The 18,782-nt window shown below is 32.7% G+C and carries 16 protein-coding genes and 1 pseudogene; 16 read left to right on the forward strand and 1 reads right to left on the reverse strand.

Annotation, left to right across the window (positions count from 1 at the left end):
• Nucleotides 1–49 precede the first annotated feature (49 nt).
• From KTF99_RS12665 to KTF99_RS12725, 13 genes and pseudogenes are all read left to right on the forward strand, one after another.
• Nucleotides 50–1,417 carry an O-antigen ligase family protein gene (locus KTF99_RS12665; RefSeq protein ID WP_009008898.1) on the forward strand — a complete coding sequence of 456 codons (1,368 nt, stop codon included), beginning with the start codon at nucleotides 50–52 and terminating at the stop codon, nucleotides 1,415–1,417.
• 93 nt (nucleotides 1,418–1,510) lie between these two features.
• Complete coding sequence (locus KTF99_RS12670; RefSeq protein WP_003539491.1) at nucleotides 1,511–1,672, forward strand: AraC family transcriptional regulator; 162 nt, start codon at nucleotides 1,511–1,513, stop codon at nucleotides 1,670–1,672.
• Nucleotides 1,673–1,684: 12 nt separating this feature from the next.
• Nucleotides 1,685–1,882 (forward strand): annotated as a pseudogene (locus tag KTF99_RS12675) (helix-turn-helix domain-containing protein); the annotation flags it as partial.
• Nucleotides 1,883–2,052: 170 nt separating this feature from the next.
• Nucleotides 2,053–2,484 (forward strand): MarR family winged helix-turn-helix transcriptional regulator, encoded by a 432-nt coding sequence (locus KTF99_RS12680; protein WP_008792673.1) that lies wholly within the window; start codon nucleotides 2,053–2,055, stop codon nucleotides 2,482–2,484.
• 9 nt (nucleotides 2,485–2,493) lie between these two features.
• Entirely contained in the window at nucleotides 2,494–6,729 is a 4,236-nt protein-coding gene (locus KTF99_RS12685; protein WP_029482295.1) for a 2-hydroxyacyl-CoA dehydratase, read from the forward strand.
• A 136-nt stretch (nucleotides 6,730–6,865) separates the two neighbouring features.
• A complete protein-coding gene (locus KTF99_RS12690; protein WP_029482296.1) occupies nucleotides 6,866–8,197 on the forward strand; it encodes a PTS sugar transporter subunit IIC in 1,332 nt (443 codons plus the stop codon).
• A gap of 55 nt (nucleotides 8,198–8,252) precedes the next feature.
• Nucleotides 8,253–9,044 carry an IclR family transcriptional regulator gene (locus KTF99_RS12695; RefSeq protein WP_003539500.1) on the forward strand — a complete coding sequence of 264 codons (792 nt, stop codon included), beginning with the start codon at nucleotides 8,253–8,255 and terminating at the stop codon, nucleotides 9,042–9,044.
• A complete protein-coding gene (locus KTF99_RS12700; protein ID WP_003539502.1) occupies nucleotides 9,034–9,330 on the forward strand; it encodes a hypothetical protein in 297 nt (98 codons plus the stop codon). Before KTF99_RS12695 ends, KTF99_RS12700 begins: the two co-directional genes overlap by 11 nt.
• Nucleotides 9,331–9,496: 166 nt before the next feature.
• Nucleotides 9,497–10,258 carry an IclR family transcriptional regulator gene (locus KTF99_RS12705; protein WP_008792677.1) on the forward strand — a complete coding sequence of 254 codons (762 nt, stop codon included), beginning with the start codon at nucleotides 9,497–9,499 and terminating at the stop codon, nucleotides 10,256–10,258.
• 17 nt (nucleotides 10,259–10,275) lie between these two features.
• Nucleotides 10,276–11,319 (forward strand): mannonate dehydratase, encoded by a 1,044-nt coding sequence (gene uxuA / locus KTF99_RS12710; RefSeq protein WP_003539506.1) that lies wholly within the window; start codon nucleotides 10,276–10,278, stop codon nucleotides 11,317–11,319.
• 168 nt (nucleotides 11,320–11,487) lie between these two features.
• Nucleotides 11,488–12,924: a glycoside hydrolase family 1 protein gene (locus KTF99_RS12715; protein ID WP_008792678.1), complete on the forward strand. Its 1,437-nt coding sequence runs from the start codon at nucleotides 11,488–11,490 to the stop codon at nucleotides 12,922–12,924.
• A gap of 59 nt (nucleotides 12,925–12,983) precedes the next feature.
• The gene (ascB, locus tag KTF99_RS12720; protein ID WP_008792679.1) at nucleotides 12,984–14,405 is read left to right on the forward strand and encodes a 6-phospho-beta-glucosidase; all 1,422 of its coding nucleotides are present in this window, start codon (nucleotides 12,984–12,986) and stop codon (nucleotides 14,403–14,405) included.
• Nucleotides 14,406–14,641: 236 nt separating this feature from the next.
• Nucleotides 14,642–14,854: a hypothetical protein gene (locus KTF99_RS12725; protein ID WP_009300334.1), complete on the forward strand. Its 213-nt coding sequence runs from the start codon at nucleotides 14,642–14,644 to the stop codon at nucleotides 14,852–14,854.
• 133 nt (nucleotides 14,855–14,987) lie between these two features.
• Here the strand turns inward: KTF99_RS12725 and KTF99_RS12730 are convergent, their stop codons facing one another.
• Nucleotides 14,988–16,007, reverse strand: coding sequence for a LacI family DNA-binding transcriptional regulator (locus KTF99_RS12730; protein WP_003539514.1), 1,020 nt, complete (start codon nucleotides 16,005–16,007; stop codon nucleotides 14,988–14,990).
• A 200-nt stretch (nucleotides 16,008–16,207) separates the two neighbouring features.
• Here KTF99_RS12730 and rpe point away from each other — a divergent pair, with 200 nt between their 5' ends.
• Genes rpe through KTF99_RS12745 form a run of 3 tightly spaced genes read left to right on the forward strand, consistent with a single transcriptional unit; the run spans nucleotide 16,208 to nucleotide 18,679 of the window.
• A complete protein-coding gene (gene rpe, locus KTF99_RS12735) occupies nucleotides 16,208–16,861 on the forward strand; it encodes a ribulose-phosphate 3-epimerase (protein ID WP_003539516.1) in 654 nt (217 codons plus the stop codon).
• 15 nt (nucleotides 16,862–16,876) lie between these two features.
• Entirely contained in the window at nucleotides 16,877–17,176 is a 300-nt protein-coding gene (locus KTF99_RS12740) for a PTS sugar transporter subunit IIB (protein WP_003539517.1), read from the forward strand.
• Between the two features lie 36 nt (nucleotides 17,177–17,212).
• Nucleotides 17,213–18,679, forward strand: a complete 1,467-nt coding sequence (locus tag KTF99_RS12745; RefSeq protein WP_003539519.1) for a glycoside hydrolase family 1 protein — start codon at nucleotides 17,213–17,215, stop codon at nucleotides 18,677–18,679.
• The last annotated feature ends 103 nt before the right edge of the window (nucleotides 18,680–18,782 follow it).

Here is an 18,782-nt window from a genome sequence, read left to right on the forward strand (position 1 = left end):
TTTTTATAATAATGGTATAATAAGAGTATTAAATTGGAGATAGAAGAAAATGGTTTTTAATCGAAAGTATTATAAATTATGTTTTATTATATATATGTTTATCAATACTTTAGCATTGGGCTATTTAGGTATTGAGACGAACTACCTGTTTGTGCCATTATTGATTTGGGCATTAGTAATAATTGTGCATGATATTTATAAAAAAAAGTTTAAATTAAAAAAGAATTACAGTCTGCTAATGATCGTTCAAGGACTGATTTTATTGCTTGCTACAGCGAGGAATGACTATAGTGATTTAAATTCCTATGTTATTGCAGTAATGCAATTAGTTATTTATTTATTGATTTTTAATAATCCTGTTTCAATGAGCAAAGATGATATTGAAGATGAAGTACGAATGATTATTCCACTAGTAAATGTATTAGTTGGTGGAGCTTCACTTATCTCTATTGGAATGTATTTAGTGCATTTTTCTAGTTTAGCTAACGGCTGGACTTTAGGAATGGTCGGGAATCGTTTGTTTGGAATTTATTTTAATAGTAATCCAGCTGCTTTTTTAGCGTGTATTACGATTGTTTTAGCGTTAGTCGCAGCAAGGCAGAAGTTTAAGGGAAAATACTGGTATCTTGCGAATATTGGGATTCAGCTGGTATATATTCTTTTAACAAGATGTCGTGCGGCATTAATTATTTTAGCAATCATTATCGTCATGGTTGGATATTATTTTTTAATACGTCGTAAGCCGTATAGTAATTTTAAGAGATTAGGGCTGGTAATTAGTCTAATTGTAGTTATTGCTGGTGCAAGTCTAGTAGGTCAGCGGGTAGTTGAGATTGTTCCACAGATGCAGGGAATTGCTTCTAAGGAGACAAGTCGTTTTCAAATGGATAAAGTTGTTAAGGCGGGACATTTATTAATTGCTGGGAATTGGCAAGATTTTAATCAAGGATTGACAATTATCGATGAGGTTTCTAATGGACGGGTATCATTAACTAAAGCTGCTTTAGAAATTTGGCATACGGAACCAGTTATTGGAATTGGAGCAAATAATTTTAAAAAAATAGGCAGTCAGGAAACAGATGCATTGGAGTATTGGGCAGTTCAAGTTGTTCATAGTCATAATGTTTTTTTAGAGGCGTTAGTAACTACTGGGGTAATTGGGTTTATATTATTTGTTGTATTTTTCTTTAAGACACTTTTAATGATTTTTAATGTTTTGAAAAAAAGTCACGGCAAAGAAATATACTTTATTGTTCAAATGTTCGCTATGATCGTTTTAAGTGAATTTATTGGTAGTTTATCTGATTATGGGGTATTCTATATTTATTCTTTATCAGCTACATTAGCATGGTGCTTTTTAGGGTATTTATACACATATCAAAATATTACAGAAATAAGTAATATTGATAAGATTTAAAGGCTATTTTGGTAGCCTTTTTTAATTGCGCAAGAATGGTGCAAGATGAAATTAACTAATGTGCTATGCTTAGAGCAGGGGAAGTAAATAAGAATGAACAATGAAGAGCAAATTAATAAAGTAATAGATTATATTGAAGAACATCTACAGGATGAAAATTTAACACTTACTACGATTGCACAGGAAATTGGCTACTTAAAATATCATTTGTATCGAATGTTTACTATGATTGCAGGAATTACAATTTATCAATAGCTTCAACGACGTCGTTTTAATGAGGCAGCGCGGATGCTTATTTATGAGGATATTGCATTGATTAGTGGTTATGATACTCAACGTTCATTTTCTAAAAGTTTTAAAGCATTGTTTAAAATGAGTCCTAGCAGTTATCGAAAGCAACAAAAGTTATTGCTGGTGCAACTAAAATTAGAACTTAGGTCAGTTGGGTTCCAATTATTTAACTGATGAACATTGTACTGGCGGGCCGATGTTCTTTTTCTTTTGAATTATTTAGTTGATAATATTGTAGATTATAAGGGGTAAAAATAAAAATTGTTTAAAAATAAAAGCATAAACGTTGACATCTTTCGACATTGGTATATAATGTTAGCAACCTAACAATAGGAGGGGAAATAGTGAAAGAAAAGCGGATCGGAATAGAAATTAGGATTCTTGCGAACTTGATTTGCCGGTGTTTAAATGAATTGGGTTTTAATGAAGAGCACAATGGTTTAACTGGACCTCAAGGGTTAGTTTTAGGGTATTTGTATGATCATCAAGATAAAGATATTTTTCAAAAAGATATCGAAGCAACTTTCAATATTCGCCGTTCAACAGCAACGGGGTTATTACAATGCTTAGAAGGTAATGGTTTTGTAAAACGGGTAAGTGTTGATTATGACGCACGATTAAAAAAGATCGTTCTCACGACCAAAGCACATGAGTTCAAAGAGTTATTAGAATCACATATTCAAAAAATGGAAGAAATTTTGGTTAAAGATTTAGAACCGCAAGAGGTCGATGACTTAATCAGAATAATTGGTAAGATTAAGAAAAATTTAGAGTAGGAGAACAAAATGGAAAAGAAGTATTACATGGGAATTGACGTTGGGTCAACTACGATAAAAATTTATATTACGGATCAGGATGATAATTGTATCTATTCAAAATATGAGCGACATTATTCTGATATCCAAGCAACAATTAAAACATTAATCAATGATGTTAAAGAACAATTTGGTAATTTAGAAGTAACGGCTGTGATGACAGGTTCAGGGGGGTTATCACTTTCTTCATGTCTAGATGTTAAATTTGTTCAAGAAGTAATTGCCTGCACAAAAACAATTGAAACTTATATTCCTGAATGTGATGTTGCAATTGAACTTGGTGGAGAGGATGCTAAAATAACTTATTTTCAAGGTTCACTGGAACAAAGAATGAATGGAACTTGTGCAGGGGGAACTGGAGCTTTTATTGACCAGATGGCATCATTACTTCAAACTGATGCTGGAGGATTGAATGAATTAGCGAAAAATTATCAAATGATTTATCCAATTGCTTCACGTTGTGGAGTATTTGCGAAAACTGATGTACAGCCTCTAATTAACGAAGGGGCAAACAAAGAGGATATTGCGATTTCAATTTTTCAAGCAGTAGTCAATCAGACGATCAGTGGTCTTGCCTGTGGTAAACCAATCCGTGGTAAAGTAGCTTTTTTAGGGGGACCGTTATATTTTTTAGATCAATTAAGACAACGTTTTATTGAAACCTTAAATTTACAAGATGACGAAATTATTTTTCCTGATAATTCTCAACTGTTTGTTGCCATGGGAGCTACTCTATTAGCGAAAGAAGAAGAAAAGTCAACAACGATTGAAGCGTTGATTGAGAAATTAGATAATATTGATGAAACAATGCTTGCTAGCGAAGATACACTAGACCCACTATTTGCTGATGAAAATGATCGAAATGGATTTAGACATCGTCATTATATTAATAAAGTTCGAAAAAATGATATTAAGGGGTATGTCGGGAATGTGTATTTAGGTTTAGATGTTGGTTCTACAACAACTAAAGCGGTATTGATCGATGATAATGATTCTTTATTATACTCTTTCTATGATTCAAATGAAGGTAATCCGCTAGATGTGGTAGTAAAAATAGTCAAAGATATTTATGATTTTATTCCTCCTAATGTTAAATTAGTTCGTAGTGGAGTCACTGGTTATGGTGAAGCATTAATCAAGGCGGCTCTTAAAGTTGATATGAGTGAAGTGGAAACGATGGCTCATTATAAGGCTGCTACTTATTTTAAAGAAGATGTAAGTTTCATTTTAGATATTGGTGGTCAAGATATGAAAGCAATCAAGATCAAGGATGGAATTATTCAAGATATCTTATTAAATGAGGCTTGTTCAAGTGGATGTGGTTCATTTATTGAGACTTTTGCTAAATCCTTAGGATACGAGGTGAGTGATTTTGCAAAGCTGGCATTAGAGTCAAAAGCGCCAATCGACTTAGGAAGTCGTTGTACTGTATTTATGAACTCAAAAGTAAAACAAGCCCAAAAAGAAGGGGCAAAAGTTGAAGATATTAGTGCTGGTTTATCATATTCAGTAATCAAAAATGCTCTATATAAAGTAATTAAATTAAGAAGTAAAGAAGAACTAGGGGACAGTATTTTAGTCCAGGGGGGAACTTTTTATAATGAGGCAGTATTAAGAGCGTTCGAAAAAGAAGCTGGTGTTAATGCCATTCGTCCAGATATTGCTGGATTGATGGGAGCTTTTGGGATTGCCCGTTTAGCCCGAGAAAGTTACCAAGGAGAACCGACAACCTTATTAACTAAGGATGAATTAGAAAATTTCACTTGTCAAAGTGAAATTAGATATTGTGAAAAATGTACTAACCACTGTATGTTGACCGTATCTACATTTAATGATAATAGTGAGTATATTAGTGGTAACCGTTGTGAACGTGGAGCCAATATACCAGTTTCATCAAAGAAATTACCAAATTTATTTGATTACAAATATCGTCGTGTCTTTAACTATCGTTCACTAACTGAAGATCAGGCTGTGCGTGGGACTGTGGGAATTCCTCGAGTATTGAATATGTATGAAAATTATCCGTTTTGGCATACTTTCTTTACTAAATTAGGATTTAGAGTAATTCTTTCTCCTCGCTCATCTAAAGCAATTTATGAAAAGGGCATTGAATCAATTCCATCAGAAAGTGTTTGTTACCCAGCTAAATTAGCACATGGGCATATTGAAGCTTTGATTGAGAAAGGTATAAAATATATTTTCTATCCAAGTCTAGCTTATGAACGTAAAGAATTTGATAATGCTAATAATCATTATAATTGTCCGGTCGTTACTTCATATCCAGAAGTAATTCGTAATAATGTTGATAATCTGGAGAATCGCAGTATTATCTATCGAAATCCATTTATGGACCTAAGCAATCGAAAAACTTTATTCAATAACTTAAAGGATGAATTGCGGGCATTTAATGTTAACGACAAAGAATTATTGAGTGCAATTAATGATGCTTATGATGAATTAGCTAAATGTCGGCAAGATATTCAAGATCAAGGAGAAATGGTTTTACAATATCTTAAAGATAATAAGATGACAGGAATTGTTTTATCTGGACGTCCATATCATGTTGATCCGGAAATCAACCATGGATTAGCTGATTTGATTACAGCTGAGGGCATGGCAGTTCTTAGTGAAGATAGTGTTTGCCACTTAGATAAGGATTTAGATCAATTGCGAGTAGTCGATCAATGGACATATCACTCAAGATTGTATCGGGCTGCTTCATTTGTAGCAACTCAGCCTAATTTAGAGTTGATTCAATTGACTTCATTTGGTTGTGGGCTAGATGCTGTGACTAGTGATCAAGTTGCTGATATTTTAAAAGCTCGTCATAAAATCTATACTTTGATTAAAATTGATGAGGGGAGCAATCTTGGGGCAATTAGAATCCGAATTCGTTCATTAAAAGCAACGATTGAAAAACAAGCTAAAAACAAAAAACAGCTCTATCCAAAATATCAGCCCTTAAAAGTACCTTTTACTAAAGAGATGCGTGATCAAGGTTATACTATTTTATGCCCTCAGATGTCACCTTTACATTTCCAATTTGTAGAGACAGCAATGCAGGAGTCTGGTTATAATTTAGTGGTTTTACCATCAGTTGATAAAGGGGCAGTTGATGCTGGTTTAAAATATGTTAATAATGATGCTTGTTATCCAAGTATTTTAGTTACGGGTCAAATTATGGAAGCTTTATTGAGTGGTAAGTATGATTTAGAAAAGACTGCTGTAATTATATCGCAAACTGGCGGAGGATGCCGTGCTACTAATTATATCGCCTTTATCCGTAAAGCATTGCAAGATGCAGGAATGCCTCAAGTACCTGTTATTTCTGCTAATCTTCAAGGTTTGGAAAATAATCCTGGATTTAAATTAACTTTGCCACTAATTAAAAAGGTAGTAATTGGGGCAATGTACGGTGATATTTTCATGCGAGTATTATATCGAGTTCGACCTTATGAAGTAATTCCAGGAAGTGCAAATGATTTATATCAATCATGGGTTGAACGATGTCAAGAAAATGTAAAAAATGGAAGTATTAAACAATTTAGAAAAAATGTTTATCAAATTGTTAAAGAATTTGATGAATTACCACTATTAGATATAAAAAAACCACGGGTTGGTTTAGTTGGTGAAATCTTAGTAAAATTTCATCCAACTGCAAATAATGAAATTGTAGAAATAATTGAACGTGAAGGTGGCGAAGCAGTAATGCCTGATTTAATAGATTTCTTCCAATATTGTTTCTATAATACTGATTTTGAAAATGAACATTTTCATGCTTCTAAAAATTCTGCACGAATTTGTAATTTAGCAATTAAGTTTGTTGATTTACTTCGTCATGATATGATCAAAGCTTTAAAGAAATCTAATCGTTTTGATCCTCCTGCATCAATCCAACATTTAGCTAAAAAAGCTAGTTCGATTGTTTCGATTGGAAATCAGACGGGAGAAGGATGGTTCTTAACGGGTGAGATGATTGAACTAATTGAATCAGGAGCTCCTAATATTGTTTGTATGCAGCCATTCGGATGTTTGCCAAACCATGTTACGGGTAAAGGGGCAATTAAAGCTTTACGCAAAGCTTATCCTGAAAGTAATATCGTGGCAATAGACTATGATCCTGGTGCAAGTGAGGTTAATCAATTAAATCGTATTAAATTAATGCTTTCAACTGCATTTAAGAACATGAATAAAAAACCAGAGTAATCTGGTTTTTTTTTGTACTATTTTACGTATATACGGATATTGTACACAAATACACTTGATTCGTTGACATTGATAACTTTATTTTCTAAAATACATATATAAGAACTAAGTTCGTATATATGAAAGGAGAAGGAAAATGAAAATTTCAGATTCGTTAACTGAAAAATTATTAGTTGTAGCAAGCAAGATTAGTAATCAAAAACATATGTATGCAATTAAAACAGCTTTTACAACACTGATGCCGGTAATTATTACTGGAGCTTTTTGTACGTTGATTGTTAATGTAGTTTGTTCGACGGAAACAACAGGGATTAGTTTAGCAAAGGTGCAAGGGTTTTCTTGGCTGGAAATGTTCACTGATCTATTTAATGCAGCAAATTATGCTACTTTAAATTTCTTTACAATTGCAGCTGTCGTTTTAATTGGATTAGAGCTGGGAGTTAAAAATGGAATAAAAGGGTTTATGACGGGAATAGTAGCGGTTTGTAGTTTTGTTGCATGCTTAAGTACAAATATTGTAGCTACAGTAGGAGAAGAGTCAATTACGGTTGCTGGAATTGCCAAAGATTATACGGCTTCTAAAGGATTGTTTTTGGGAATGATTATTGCACTGTTTTCGGTAGAACTATTTACAAAATTATGTAAAAGTAAATATTTGAAGATTAATATGCCAGATTCAGTACCTTCAAATGTAGCAAGCAGTTTTAATAACTTATTTCCATTTGCATTGACAATTATTATCTTTGCAGCGATTAACTATACAGTGGTTCAATTAGCGGGACTAAGTTTATATGATATCATCTATACTTTTATTCAAAAACCATTGCAGGCAGTAGTACAAGGGTTACCAGGAGTCTTATTGTTAATGTTAGTAGCACAAATTTTCTGGTGTGTAGGTATTCATGGTAATCAAATTATTAAACCAGTAAGGGACCCGTTATTGAATGCAGCAATTTTAGCTAATACGGATATTGTTGCAAATCCGAACTATAATCCGGCTGATCTTAATATTATTTCTATGTCATTTTGGGATACTTATGGTAATATTGGTGGTTCAGGTTGTGTTGTTGGTTTGTTGATTGCATGTTTAGTCTTCTCAAAACGTGAAGATTATAAACAAGTAGCTAAGTTGTCTATTGCTCCAAATATTTTCAATATTTCTGAAACTTTGCATTTTGGTTTACCAATTATGCTTAATCCATTATTGATGATTCCTTTTATTATTACCCCATTAGCAACAATGGCATTTGGATATTTCATGACGATTATTGGATTCTCAGATATATTAGTATATGCTTTCCCTTGGACAACCCCGCCATTTATTAATGCCTGGATAGCTTCAGGTGGCAGTATTGGAACAGTAATTACCCAAGCACTATGTCAAGCACTATGTATTGTTATTTCCATTGCTATTTATACTCCATTTGTTATTATCGCTAATAAACAAAAGGATATTGTTTCACAATAGAAGGCTGAAGCCGCATTAGCGGCTTTTCGTACATACATTAGAGAAGGAAAATTAAATGAAACTTAATCGTACAGCCTTAAGAACAATTAAAATTCTTGAATATATAGCTAATCAAAAAGATGGATGTACTTTGTTAGAAATAACAGAAGCTTTAGATATACCTAAATCAAGTGCTTTTGATATTGTTAAGACATTACTGTATAAAAAAATGATTGTCGAGGATCAAAATCATGGGAAATTAAAATATAAAATGGGAATAAATGCTTTTATTATTGGAAGCGGGAATATTGAGCGCTTAGATCTTGTAGAAGCAGCCAAAAATCAATTGATAGAAACTGCTAATCATTTTAATGCAACGGCATTTCTTGCTATCTTAGATAACAAAATGGTTACATATTTATATAAGTATGAAGCGCCACATCGTATAGTCACTAATGCTAATATTGGTACGAGAAAACCAATCTATAGTACGGCACTAGGAAAATGTTTGTTAGCTTTTCAAAGAAAACCAGAAGTTATTAAAGATATTTTAAAAGAAATTGATTTTAAACCGTTAACAGAATATACGATTACTAGCCCTCAAAAGTATCTTAAAGAATTAAAAAGGGTTAAAAATATCGGATATGCGGTTGATTTTCAGGAAGATTCTATTTATCAAATTTGTATAGCAGCACCTATTTTTAATCACAATAAAAATGTCGTTGCTGCAATAAGCTGCACTTTTTTATATGATACTAATTTAAGAATTAAAGAGATTGGTGAAGAAATGAAAAGGATAGCACTGACTATTTCTAAAAAGTTAGGTTATATAGATGATACAGGCAGGAGGAATATTCATGGCAAGTAAAGTAAAAAAGAAACAAAATTTGCAAGGTTTAACAGAACAACAAAAACATATTATAAAATTGCGGAATGAATTAAACAAACCTGATCCCCATCAAGTTAAAGCTTTTACACTATATAAAATTATAACTTATGTTTTTAATGTTTTATTTCCGCCATATGCATTATATAGAATCTGGTGTAAGAAATCGGAATTCACAAAAATAGAACGCTATGCCCAATCAGTTGTTGCAGTGACAATTTTATGTATGTTTGTTTTATTGCAGTTAGAAAGATATAAAATTATTTAATGGGAAATCGTTATCAATTTATAAAATCAAGTAAAGAATGTTGACCTCCACTACAAAAGAAATTATAGTATAAATAGACGATATTACGAATCAAATTCGTAATTATAAATTTGCTAAAAATTAATTGGTATATACTAAATTGATGGCAATGGAGATGGAGGAAAAAATGAAGCTAAATCGTACATTATTAAGAGCAATAGAAATATTAGAATTACTTTCAAGAAGTAAAGAAGGGTATACTTTAACGGAGCTATCATTAATATTTGATTATCCAAAGTCAAGTGTTTTTGATATCATCAAAACATTAGTATATAAAAATATGGTTGTTGAAGATAATCAAACCGGTATTACAAAATATAAGATTGGGTTAGCATCGTTTCTTATTGGAAGTAGTTATTTAAATAATATAGATATTGTAAATATAGCTAAAAGTAATTTAATTGATTTCGCAAACAAGATGAATGCAACAACTTTTATGGCTGTTTTAGATGAGAATATGGTGACTTATATTTATAAATATGAGTCAGAAAACAGTATTATTACAACAGCTAATGTTGGTACAAGAAAATCACTTCATTGTGCAGCATTAGGAAAAGCTATGTTAGCTTATAAAAGCGAAGAGGAAATTAATAAAATCATTGATAAGATTGATTTTATTTCATATACGTATTTTACAATCAAAACTAAAGAGAAACTTATTGAAGAATTAGCAGAGGTAAGGCAACGGGGCTATGCAAAAGATGATCGAGAAAACACTCTGCAACAAATAGCTGTGGCTGCACCACTTTTTGATCATGAAGGACATGTTGTTGCTGCCATCAGTTGTGTTGGTTTTTATGAAAGTAGTATCGATTTAGATGATTTAGGATTACTTATTAAAGATGTGGGTAAACAGATTTCCTATAAATTAGGCTATAATCCTCAGTAAGGAAGGAGTTGGTAATTATGAAAATGACATTTCGCTGGTATGGAACGGATGATCCTGTAAGTTTAGAATATATTAAACAAATTCCTAATATCACAGGAATTGTGAGTGCAGTATATGATATACCGGTCGGAGAAGTATGGCCGATTGAAAAGATTGAAAAGCTAAAAGCCGAAGTAAATTTAGTTGGCTTAGAGCTGGAAGTTATTGAAAGTGTTCCGGTGCATGAGGATATTAAATTAAAGAGAAATGATTATCAAAGGTATATAGATAATTATAAACAAACAATTAGAAATCTTGCTAAATGCGGAATTAAATGCATTTGTTATAATTTTATGCCTGTTTTTGATTGGACTAGATCTTCTGTTGATCATCAATTAAATGATGGTTCGAAAGCATTAGTCTATTACAAAAATGAAGTTGCTCAATTAGACCCAACGAAACTATCTTTACCGGGTTGGGATACTTCTTATTCAGTAATGGAAGTGAGTGAATTAATTACAGCATACAAAGAGTTGGGTGAGGAAGGATTATGGGAAAATCTTAAATATTTTATAAAAGAGATCTTACCAGTTGCTGTTGAGTGTGATGTTAACATGGCCATTCATCCCGATGATCCGCCTTGGTCTATTTTTGAGATTCCACGTATTATTACAAATGAAAAAAATTTAGATAGATTTTTATCGTTATATGATGATAGCCATCATGGCTTAACGTTGTGCAGTGGATCATTAGGGTGTGCTTCTTTTAATGATATTCCGTTGTTAATTAGAAAATATGGAAAAATGAGAAGAATTCATTTTGCACATATTAGAAATGTAAAAATATTAGATGATGGTTCTTTTGAAGAAAGTGCCCACTATTCAAGATGTGGGTCTTTAGATATGGTGGAAATTATGCGTGCATATATTGAAGTAGGTTTTGAAGGATATATAAGACCGGATCATGGTCGAATGATATGGGGAGAAACTGGTAAACCGGGATATGGTTTATACGATAGAGGTTTGGGGGCTATGTATCTTGGGGGGATTATTGATGCTTTGAAAGATGACGGCGACTTATAATTACACAGGATATTCTAACGAGTAGAGTTACCTGCTCTCCTTATCGTGCTCTGTAGTATACCACCTCTCTTTCATTATAGCAGGGGGATAGGAAGAGTGGAAAGAACTAGAATGTCTTTCAAGAAATATTTGTGTCCATGCGCGTAGCGTGGGGAAATGGAGAAAAATATGAAAAAAACAGTAAAATTACCAGAGAATTTTTTCTTAGGTGCAGCTGCAAGTGCTTGGCAGACAGAAGGCTGGAGTGAGAAAAAGGAGTCTCAGGATTCTTATATAGATTTATGGTATAAGGAAAATAAAAATGTTTGGCATAATGGTTATGGTCCTGCGGTAGCGACTGACTATTATCATCGCTATAAGGAAGATATTGCTTATATGAAAGAGATTGGCATGAATTGTTATAGGACATCGTTAAACTGGTCACGATTTTTAACGGATTATGAAAATATTGTAGTTGACGAAGAATATGCGAATTACTATGATAAAATGCTGGATGAATTGATTGCTCAAGGAATTGAACCGATGGTATGTTTGGAACATTATGAAATACCTGCTGAATTATTTAAAAAATATGATGGATTTGCAAGTAAACGTGTGGTGGAATTATTTGTGAAATATGCTCAAGAAGCATTTAAGCGCTATAGTCATAAAGTAAAATATTGGTTTGCTTTTAATGAACCGGTCGTAGTTCAAACTAGAATCCATCTTGATGCACTAAGATATCCTTTTTATCAAGATAGTAAAGCTTGGATGCAATGGAATTATAATAAAGCTTTAGCGACAAATATGATTATGAAAGTTTATAAAGAGGGTGGATATCGGATTGCCGGTGGGAAGTTTGGTACTATTATTAATGTGGAGACAGCTTATCCAAGAGGGAATTCTCCTCGTGATTTAGAGGCGGCTGATAAATATGACTTATTTTATAATCGTATTTTTTTAGATCCAGCAATCTTAGGTCACTATGAAGAGGGTTTCTTTGATTTATTGAAGAAGCATGATATTTTAATGGAATATACCCAAGAAGAACTTGAGATTATTCAAAATAATACTTTGGATTGGGTGGGAATTAATTTATATCATCCAAATCGAGTAAAAGGAAGAACAACGATAGTTCATCCAGAAGCACCATTTCATCCAGATTTTTATTATGAAGAATTTAATATGCCAGGAAAGAAAATGAATCCTCATCGAGGCTGGGAAATCTATCCACAAATCATGTATGATATGGCCATGAGAATGAAGAATGATTATCATAATTTCGAATGGTTTGTTGCCGAAAGTGGTATGGGGGTAGAGAATGAAAAGCAATACAAAAATGAATCTGGTATGATTCAAGATGATTATCGTATTGAATTTATCTCTATGCATTTGGATTGGCTGCTTAGAGGAGTTACAGAAGGCTCTAACTGTAAAGGATATATGCTATGGGCATTTACTGATAATGTTTCGCCAATGAATGCTTTTAAAAATAGATATGGCTTAGTTGAAATTGATTTAGAAGACAACCGAAATAGGCGTTTAAAGAAATCAGCTTATTTCTATAAAGAAATTATAGAAAAACGTAGTTTTGAAATAGAAACAGATGAAGAGGTTTATAAATAGTTCTGATTTTTTCTAAGTTATCAGAATTGAAAATACTTGAAGTGATAAAGGAGAAGGTTATGGGATTTCCAAAGGGTTTTTTATGGGGTGGAGCAATCGCTGCTAACCAGGCTGAAGGAGCTTATCTTGAGGATGGCAAAGGGTTAACGACCGTTGATATGATTCCGCATGGTGAAAAGCGAATGTATGTAAAATTAGGTGACATGTATCCTGTTAAGTTAATAGATGGTGAGAATTATCCTAGCCATGAGGCAATTGATTTTTATCATCGTTATCAAGAAGATATTAAACTATTTGCGGAAATGGGCTTTAAAACTTTTCGTACAAGTATTGCATGGGCTAGAATTTTTCCTCATGGCGATGATGAACAGCCTAATGAAGCTGGAATTTCATTCTATCTTGATTTATTTAAGGAATGTCAAAAATACGGGATTGAACCATTAGTTACTTTGTGCCATTTTGATGTACCGATGGGGCTGGTTGAAAAATACGGGTCATGGAGAAGTAGAGAAATGATTGAGTGCTTTATAAGGTATGCAAGAGTATGTTTTGAAAGATTTGATGGTTTAGTTAAATACTGGTTAACATTTAATGAAATCAATATTTTATTACATTCACCATTTTCTGGAGCTGGAATAGCATTTAAACCAGATGAAAATCATGAACAAGTAAAATATCAAGCAGCTCATCATGAACTAGTTGCTTCGGCACTGGCAACAAAAATAGCTCATGAAATAAACCCTTTAAATAGAGTAGGCTGTATGTTAGCAGGAGGACAATTTTATCCATATAGTTGTGATCCTAAAGATGTTTGGCTAGCAATGAATAAAGATCGCGAAAATTTAATGTTTATCGATGTTCAAGCCAGAGGATATTATCCAAGTTATGCTAAAAAGGTGTTTAAAGAAAAAGATATTAACATAGAAATCCAAACTGATGACTTGGAAATATTGAAAAAATATCCTGTGGATTTTATTTCATTTAGTTATTATCAGTCACGCTGCGCTAGTGCTGATCCTAGTCGTGGTATGACGGATGGTAATGTAGTAAAGTCTGTTAAAAATCCATATTTAGAAACTTCTGATTGGGGCTGGCAAATTGATCCTTTGGGCTTGAGAATTACTTTGAATTATTTGTATGATCGTTATCAAAAGCCGTTATTTATTGTAGAAAATGGATTAGGTGCCAAAGATACTATTGAAGAAGATGGTTCTATTCTGGATGATTATCGAATTGATTATTTGAGAAAACATATTAAGGCAATGAAAGATGCGATTGATGACGGTGTTGATTTAATTGGTTATACGACTTGGGGCTGTATAGATTTAGTTGCTGCTTCAACGGGAGAAATGAGTAAACGATACGGTTTTATTTATGTTGATAAAGATGATCAAGGTAATGGAACGTTAGAAAGAAGAAAGAAAAAATCTTTTAATTGGTATAAGCAGGTAATTGCTAGTAATGGTGAAAGATTAGATTAAATATATTTAAAAGGGTCTGTGAAGGGCTCTTTTTAATTACTTGATTTAAAAGTATTGGCATAATATGAGACATAATTTTAATTCGCAGATAATGTATAGTAGTGAGATAATCTTAAAGAGAAGAATTTAATTAGTTTAATATACTAAAATAGAATGTTATTTGAGACCAAAGGGGAATGGATTATGAATAGTGCAGATTTTTTCAGTTAGCGAAAAGAAATATTTTTCATTCATTTATGCGATGTAATGAGCAAAGTGATTTTAAGTATATCCCTAACTATGCACCGTCTGTTATTGCGGAATTTAATGATAATCATTTAATAATCAAAGACTTTAATACTAGAAAAGATTTCTATGAGTTTTGTCAGTGTAAAATAGATTTATGGAAAGAAAATTATAATATTTTAGATCCTAAGGTTGGTGATTTAATTGAAAATTCGTTTGTGTGATTTAAATAAACCATTAAAAATTAGAGAAATATCTCTAGCTTTTTAATTAAATAAAATGCTCTCTTCTAAACAACAAGATTATTTGTTCTTTAAAAGGGAGCATATCACGTATAAGTTTAAAAGAGTATTATAATCAACTAGTTGAATCTCGTCGAATAACTTCGACTGGCAAAATAAATTGCTTTTTTTCATCATTGATAGCAATATCATTCATTAAATCTAAAAGTAAACTACAAGCTGTTTTAGTTAAAGCGGGAATGTTCTGCTTGATTGTTGAAAGTGATGGGTGGCTGGATGCAGAAATGAAAATATCATCAAAACCAATGATCTTAACTTCATCAGGGACTTTAACATTGTTTTCTAAAAGTCCTACAAGTACCCCATAAGCACGCCAATCATTAGTTGCAAAGACACCATCAAAAGGAATATTGTTTTTAATTAATTGATTAATTGCTTCTTTAGCCCCTTCGTAATTAGCTTGTTCAATATCCAATAATAATTCTAGCTGTTTGTTTTCTTGTAATTGATAATCTTTTAAAGCTTGACGATAGCCCATTAAACGCTGCTTGTTGACGGATAATGACTTATTTCGTGATACGATTGCAATATTTTTACACCCTTGTTGAATTAGTTCTTCAGTTGCTAAATATCCCCCTAAATAGTGATTAGATTCAACATAGTAGGCATTACTATGATCTTTGGGTTTTCGATCAATACAAACAATTGGGATGTCACGAGTTAATGAATCTGATGGGATTGTTTCAATTCCTGAAATGCAGATGATTCCGTCCACTAATTTAGAATCTAGTGATTTGAAATAAGCAACTTCTTTTTCTTCATTTTGTGAGGTATTACAAATAAATACTGAATAATTGTGTTTAAAAAAATAGTTTTCGATATCTAATGCTAACTGTGAAAACCATTCATTATCGATGTTTGGAACAATTAATCCGATTGTTTTTGATTTTGATGTCCGTAAGCTTTTGGCGGCAATATTAGCAGTATAACCATATTCTTTAATAATTGTTTCGACCTTCTCTTTAGTTTTATCAGAAAAGCGACCATTATTGTTGATAACTCTAGAAACAGTGGCGACAGAGACATCAGCTAACTTAGCTATTTCCTTAATTGAAATATTTTTTTTCTTTACCATTTTTGTTCCCCTCCATTTTCATTATAGATTAAAAAATAGATATTTTCAATAAAATGTAATCGCTTACTCACAAAGAAAAAGGTGAATAAATACAACGGCACATATTGTGCCATGGATATATGTGGAAACGTTTACTCAAGATATATATAATAGGAGTATGAACGAAAGGTAAACGTTTACTCAAAATATAGGAGGATTGTATGGAGAAACTATTATGTCCATCAATGATGTGTGCTAATTTTGGCAATCTTGAAAAGGAAATAAAAGAGTTAGAAGAAGGTGGGATTGATTTTTTTCATCTAGATGTCATGGATGGTAGCTATGTTCCAAATTTTGGGATGGGTCTGCAAGATATTGAGTATATATGTAAACAAGCAACGAAACCATGTGATGTGCATCTAATGGTCGTCAACCCAAGTGATTATATTGAGAAATTCGCAGCTTTAGGCGTAAAGATTATTTATATTCATCCAGAGACTGATAAGCATGCTTGCCGAACATTACAAAAGATTAAAGATGCTGGAGCAAAAGCAGGAATTGCTTTGAATCCGGGAACATCTTTTGAAACAGTTAAAGAACTTTTGTATTTATGTGATTATGTCATGCTAATGAGTGTTAACCCAGGTTTTGCAGGACAAAAATATTTAGATTTTGTCACTCCAAAATTCCGGCAGTTTGTTGATGCTGCCTCTAACTATGGCGGCTATCAGGTAATGATCGATGGTGCTTGTTCACCAGAAAAAATCGCGATGTTATCAAAGGTAGGCGTTAAAGGATTTATTTTAGGAACTAGTGCGTTGTTTGGCAAAGAAAAAAGTTATAAAGAGATTATTACAGAATTAAGAAAGTTATAAAGGAGGAAGGATAAAATGAATATTTTGTTAGTATGTGCAGCTGGAATGTCAACAAGTCTACTTGTAAATCGAATGAACGAAGCGGCTGCAGCAAAAGGAATCGGGATTAATATTGAAGCACATCCAGTTGGGAGTATCGATCAATTTGGAGATGCTGCAGATGTGATTTTATTAGGCCCACAGGTACGTTATGAATTAAAGAATGTTAAGGCTAAATATCCAAATAAGCCGGTTGAAGTTATTAATATGCAAGATTATGGAATGATGAATGGTAATAAGGTTTTGGATACTGCTTTAAAATTGATTGAAGGGTAATAAGATTAAATTAAAATAAATTTTAGGAGGTTTATTATGAGTTTTCCAAAAGGTTTTTTATGGGGTGGTTCAATTAGTGCTGCTCAAATTGAAGGTGGTTGGAATGAAGGTGGAAAATCACCAGTATTAGTAGATTATTGCACAGCTGGTTCAGCTAAAGAACGTCGTCAAATTTGGTATTTAGACCAAGAGGGTAAAAAAGTACATAAAGACTGGGAAGCAGTTGATGAATTACCAGAAGGGTGTAAGTTTCAGTTATTTGATGATTTACATTATACTAACCATGTGGCTAGTGATTTTTATCATCGTTATAAAGAAGATATTGCCTTGTTAGCAGAAATGGGATATACAACATTTAATACATCTATATCATGGGCTCGTATTTATCCTCATGGTATTAAGGGGGGTGTTAATCAAGAAGGCGTTGAATTCTATCGTAGTGTTTTTGAAGAATGTAGAAAGTATGGTATGGATCCAGTTATTACACTGTATAAATATGATGAACCTGTTTCTCTTCTTGAACAACACGGTGGTTGGCGCAATCGGGCAATGATTGATGAATTTGTTGAATTTGCACGAGTTTGTTTTACTGAATATAAAGATTTGGTAAATAAATGGATGACATTTAATGAAATTAATATCATTATGCCATTAAATGATACTCCTAAAGATAAAGCTAAAAGAGATCTAGCTTATTTGCACAATCAATTGGTTGCGGCTGCTAGGGCAACTATTGTTGCTCATGAAATTGATAAAGATCTTAAAGTTGGTGCAATGATTTGTGGAAATATGAATTATCCACTTACTCCTGATCCAAAAGATGCATTTGCACAATATAAACGTTTCCAAGATTTCTTTGGATATAGTGCAGATACTCAAATAAGGGGAGAATATCCACCTTATGCTAAAAGAATTTGGGAAGAGTGGAATTTTACTCCAGAAATTACAGAACAAGATAAAAAGGATTTAAAAGAAGGAAAAGCAGACTTTTTAGGATTTTCTTATTATGCTTCGGGGGTAATTACTACTCATAATGAAGAACAATTGGATATTACTGGAGGAAACATTTTAGGAAGTGTTAAAAATCCGTATCTTGAAGCAAATGCTTGGGGTTGGCAAATTGATCCGTTAGGATTTAAACATTTCTTGCACATTTTAAATGATCGTTATCAAGTACCGTTATTTGATGTTGAAAATGGTATTGGACTGATTGAAACTGAGGGTGAAGATGGTATTTGTCATGATTCGGCAAGAATTGATTATCATCGTCGACATATTCAATGCATGAAAGAAGCAGTCGAAGAAGGTGTAAACCTATTTGGTTATACAACTTGGGGATGTATCGACTTAGTAAGTGCGGGTACTGGGCAAATGGATAAAAAATATGGATTTATCTATGTTGATATGGATGATCAAGGAAATGGTGATCTACATCGCTCAAGAAAAGATTCATTCTATTGGTATAAGAAGGTAATTGCCAGCAATGGTGAAGATCTAGATTAGAGTCAGGAGAAAGTTATGAAAATTGGAATTGGAAATGATCATGTTGCGGTTGAATATAAAAATGTGATCAGAGAGTATATTGAAGCAAAATATGGCTATGAAG

This window comes from Erysipelatoclostridium sp. MSK.7.34, from assembly GCF_019041935.1.
Taxonomy (GTDB): Bacteria; Bacillota_I; Bacilli_A; order Erysipelotrichales; family Coprobacillaceae; genus Thomasclavelia; species Thomasclavelia ramosa.

What these genes read in the sequence shown, in the direction of transcription:
- KTF99_RS12715 (WP_008792678.1), top strand. Translation starts at nt 11,488, where the DNA reads ATGAAAAAAACAGTAAAATTACCAGAGAATTTTTTCTTAGGTGCAGCT.
- ascB (WP_008792679.1), top strand. Translation starts at nt 12,984, where the DNA reads ATGGGATTTCCAAAGGGTTTTTTATGGGGTGGAGCAATCGCTGCTAAC.
- KTF99_RS12695 (WP_003539500.1), top strand. Translation starts at nt 8,253, where the DNA reads ATGAAACTTAATCGTACAGCCTTAAGAACAATTAAAATTCTTGAATAT.
- KTF99_RS12670 (WP_003539491.1), top strand. Translation starts at nt 1,511, where the DNA reads ATGAACAATGAAGAGCAAATTAATAAAGTAATAGATTATATTGAAGAA.
- uxuA (WP_003539506.1), top strand. Translation starts at nt 10,276, where the DNA reads ATGAAAATGACATTTCGCTGGTATGGAACGGATGATCCTGTAAGTTTA.
- KTF99_RS12665 (WP_009008898.1), top strand. Translation starts at nt 50, where the DNA reads ATGGTTTTTAATCGAAAGTATTATAAATTATGTTTTATTATATATATG.
- KTF99_RS12705 (WP_008792677.1), top strand. Translation starts at nt 9,497, where the DNA reads ATGAAGCTAAATCGTACATTATTAAGAGCAATAGAAATATTAGAATTA.
- KTF99_RS12725 (WP_009300334.1), top strand. Translation starts at nt 14,642, where the DNA reads ATGCGATGTAATGAGCAAAGTGATTTTAAGTATATCCCTAACTATGCA.
- KTF99_RS12685 (WP_029482295.1), top strand. Translation starts at nt 2,494, where the DNA reads ATGGAAAAGAAGTATTACATGGGAATTGACGTTGGGTCAACTACGATA.
- KTF99_RS12730 (WP_003539514.1), bottom strand. Translation starts at nt 16,007, where the DNA reads ATGGTAAAGAAAAAAAATATTTCAATTAAGGAAATAGCTAAGTTAGCT.
- KTF99_RS12700 (WP_003539502.1), top strand. Translation starts at nt 9,034, where the DNA reads ATGGCAAGTAAAGTAAAAAAGAAACAAAATTTGCAAGGTTTAACAGAA.
- KTF99_RS12745 (WP_003539519.1), top strand. Translation starts at nt 17,213, where the DNA reads ATGAGTTTTCCAAAAGGTTTTTTATGGGGTGGTTCAATTAGTGCTGCT.
- KTF99_RS12690 (WP_029482296.1), top strand. Translation starts at nt 6,866, where the DNA reads ATGAAAATTTCAGATTCGTTAACTGAAAAATTATTAGTTGTAGCAAGC.
- KTF99_RS12740 (WP_003539517.1), top strand. Translation starts at nt 16,877, where the DNA reads ATGAATATTTTGTTAGTATGTGCAGCTGGAATGTCAACAAGTCTACTT.
- rpe (WP_003539516.1), top strand. Translation starts at nt 16,208, where the DNA reads ATGGAGAAACTATTATGTCCATCAATGATGTGTGCTAATTTTGGCAAT.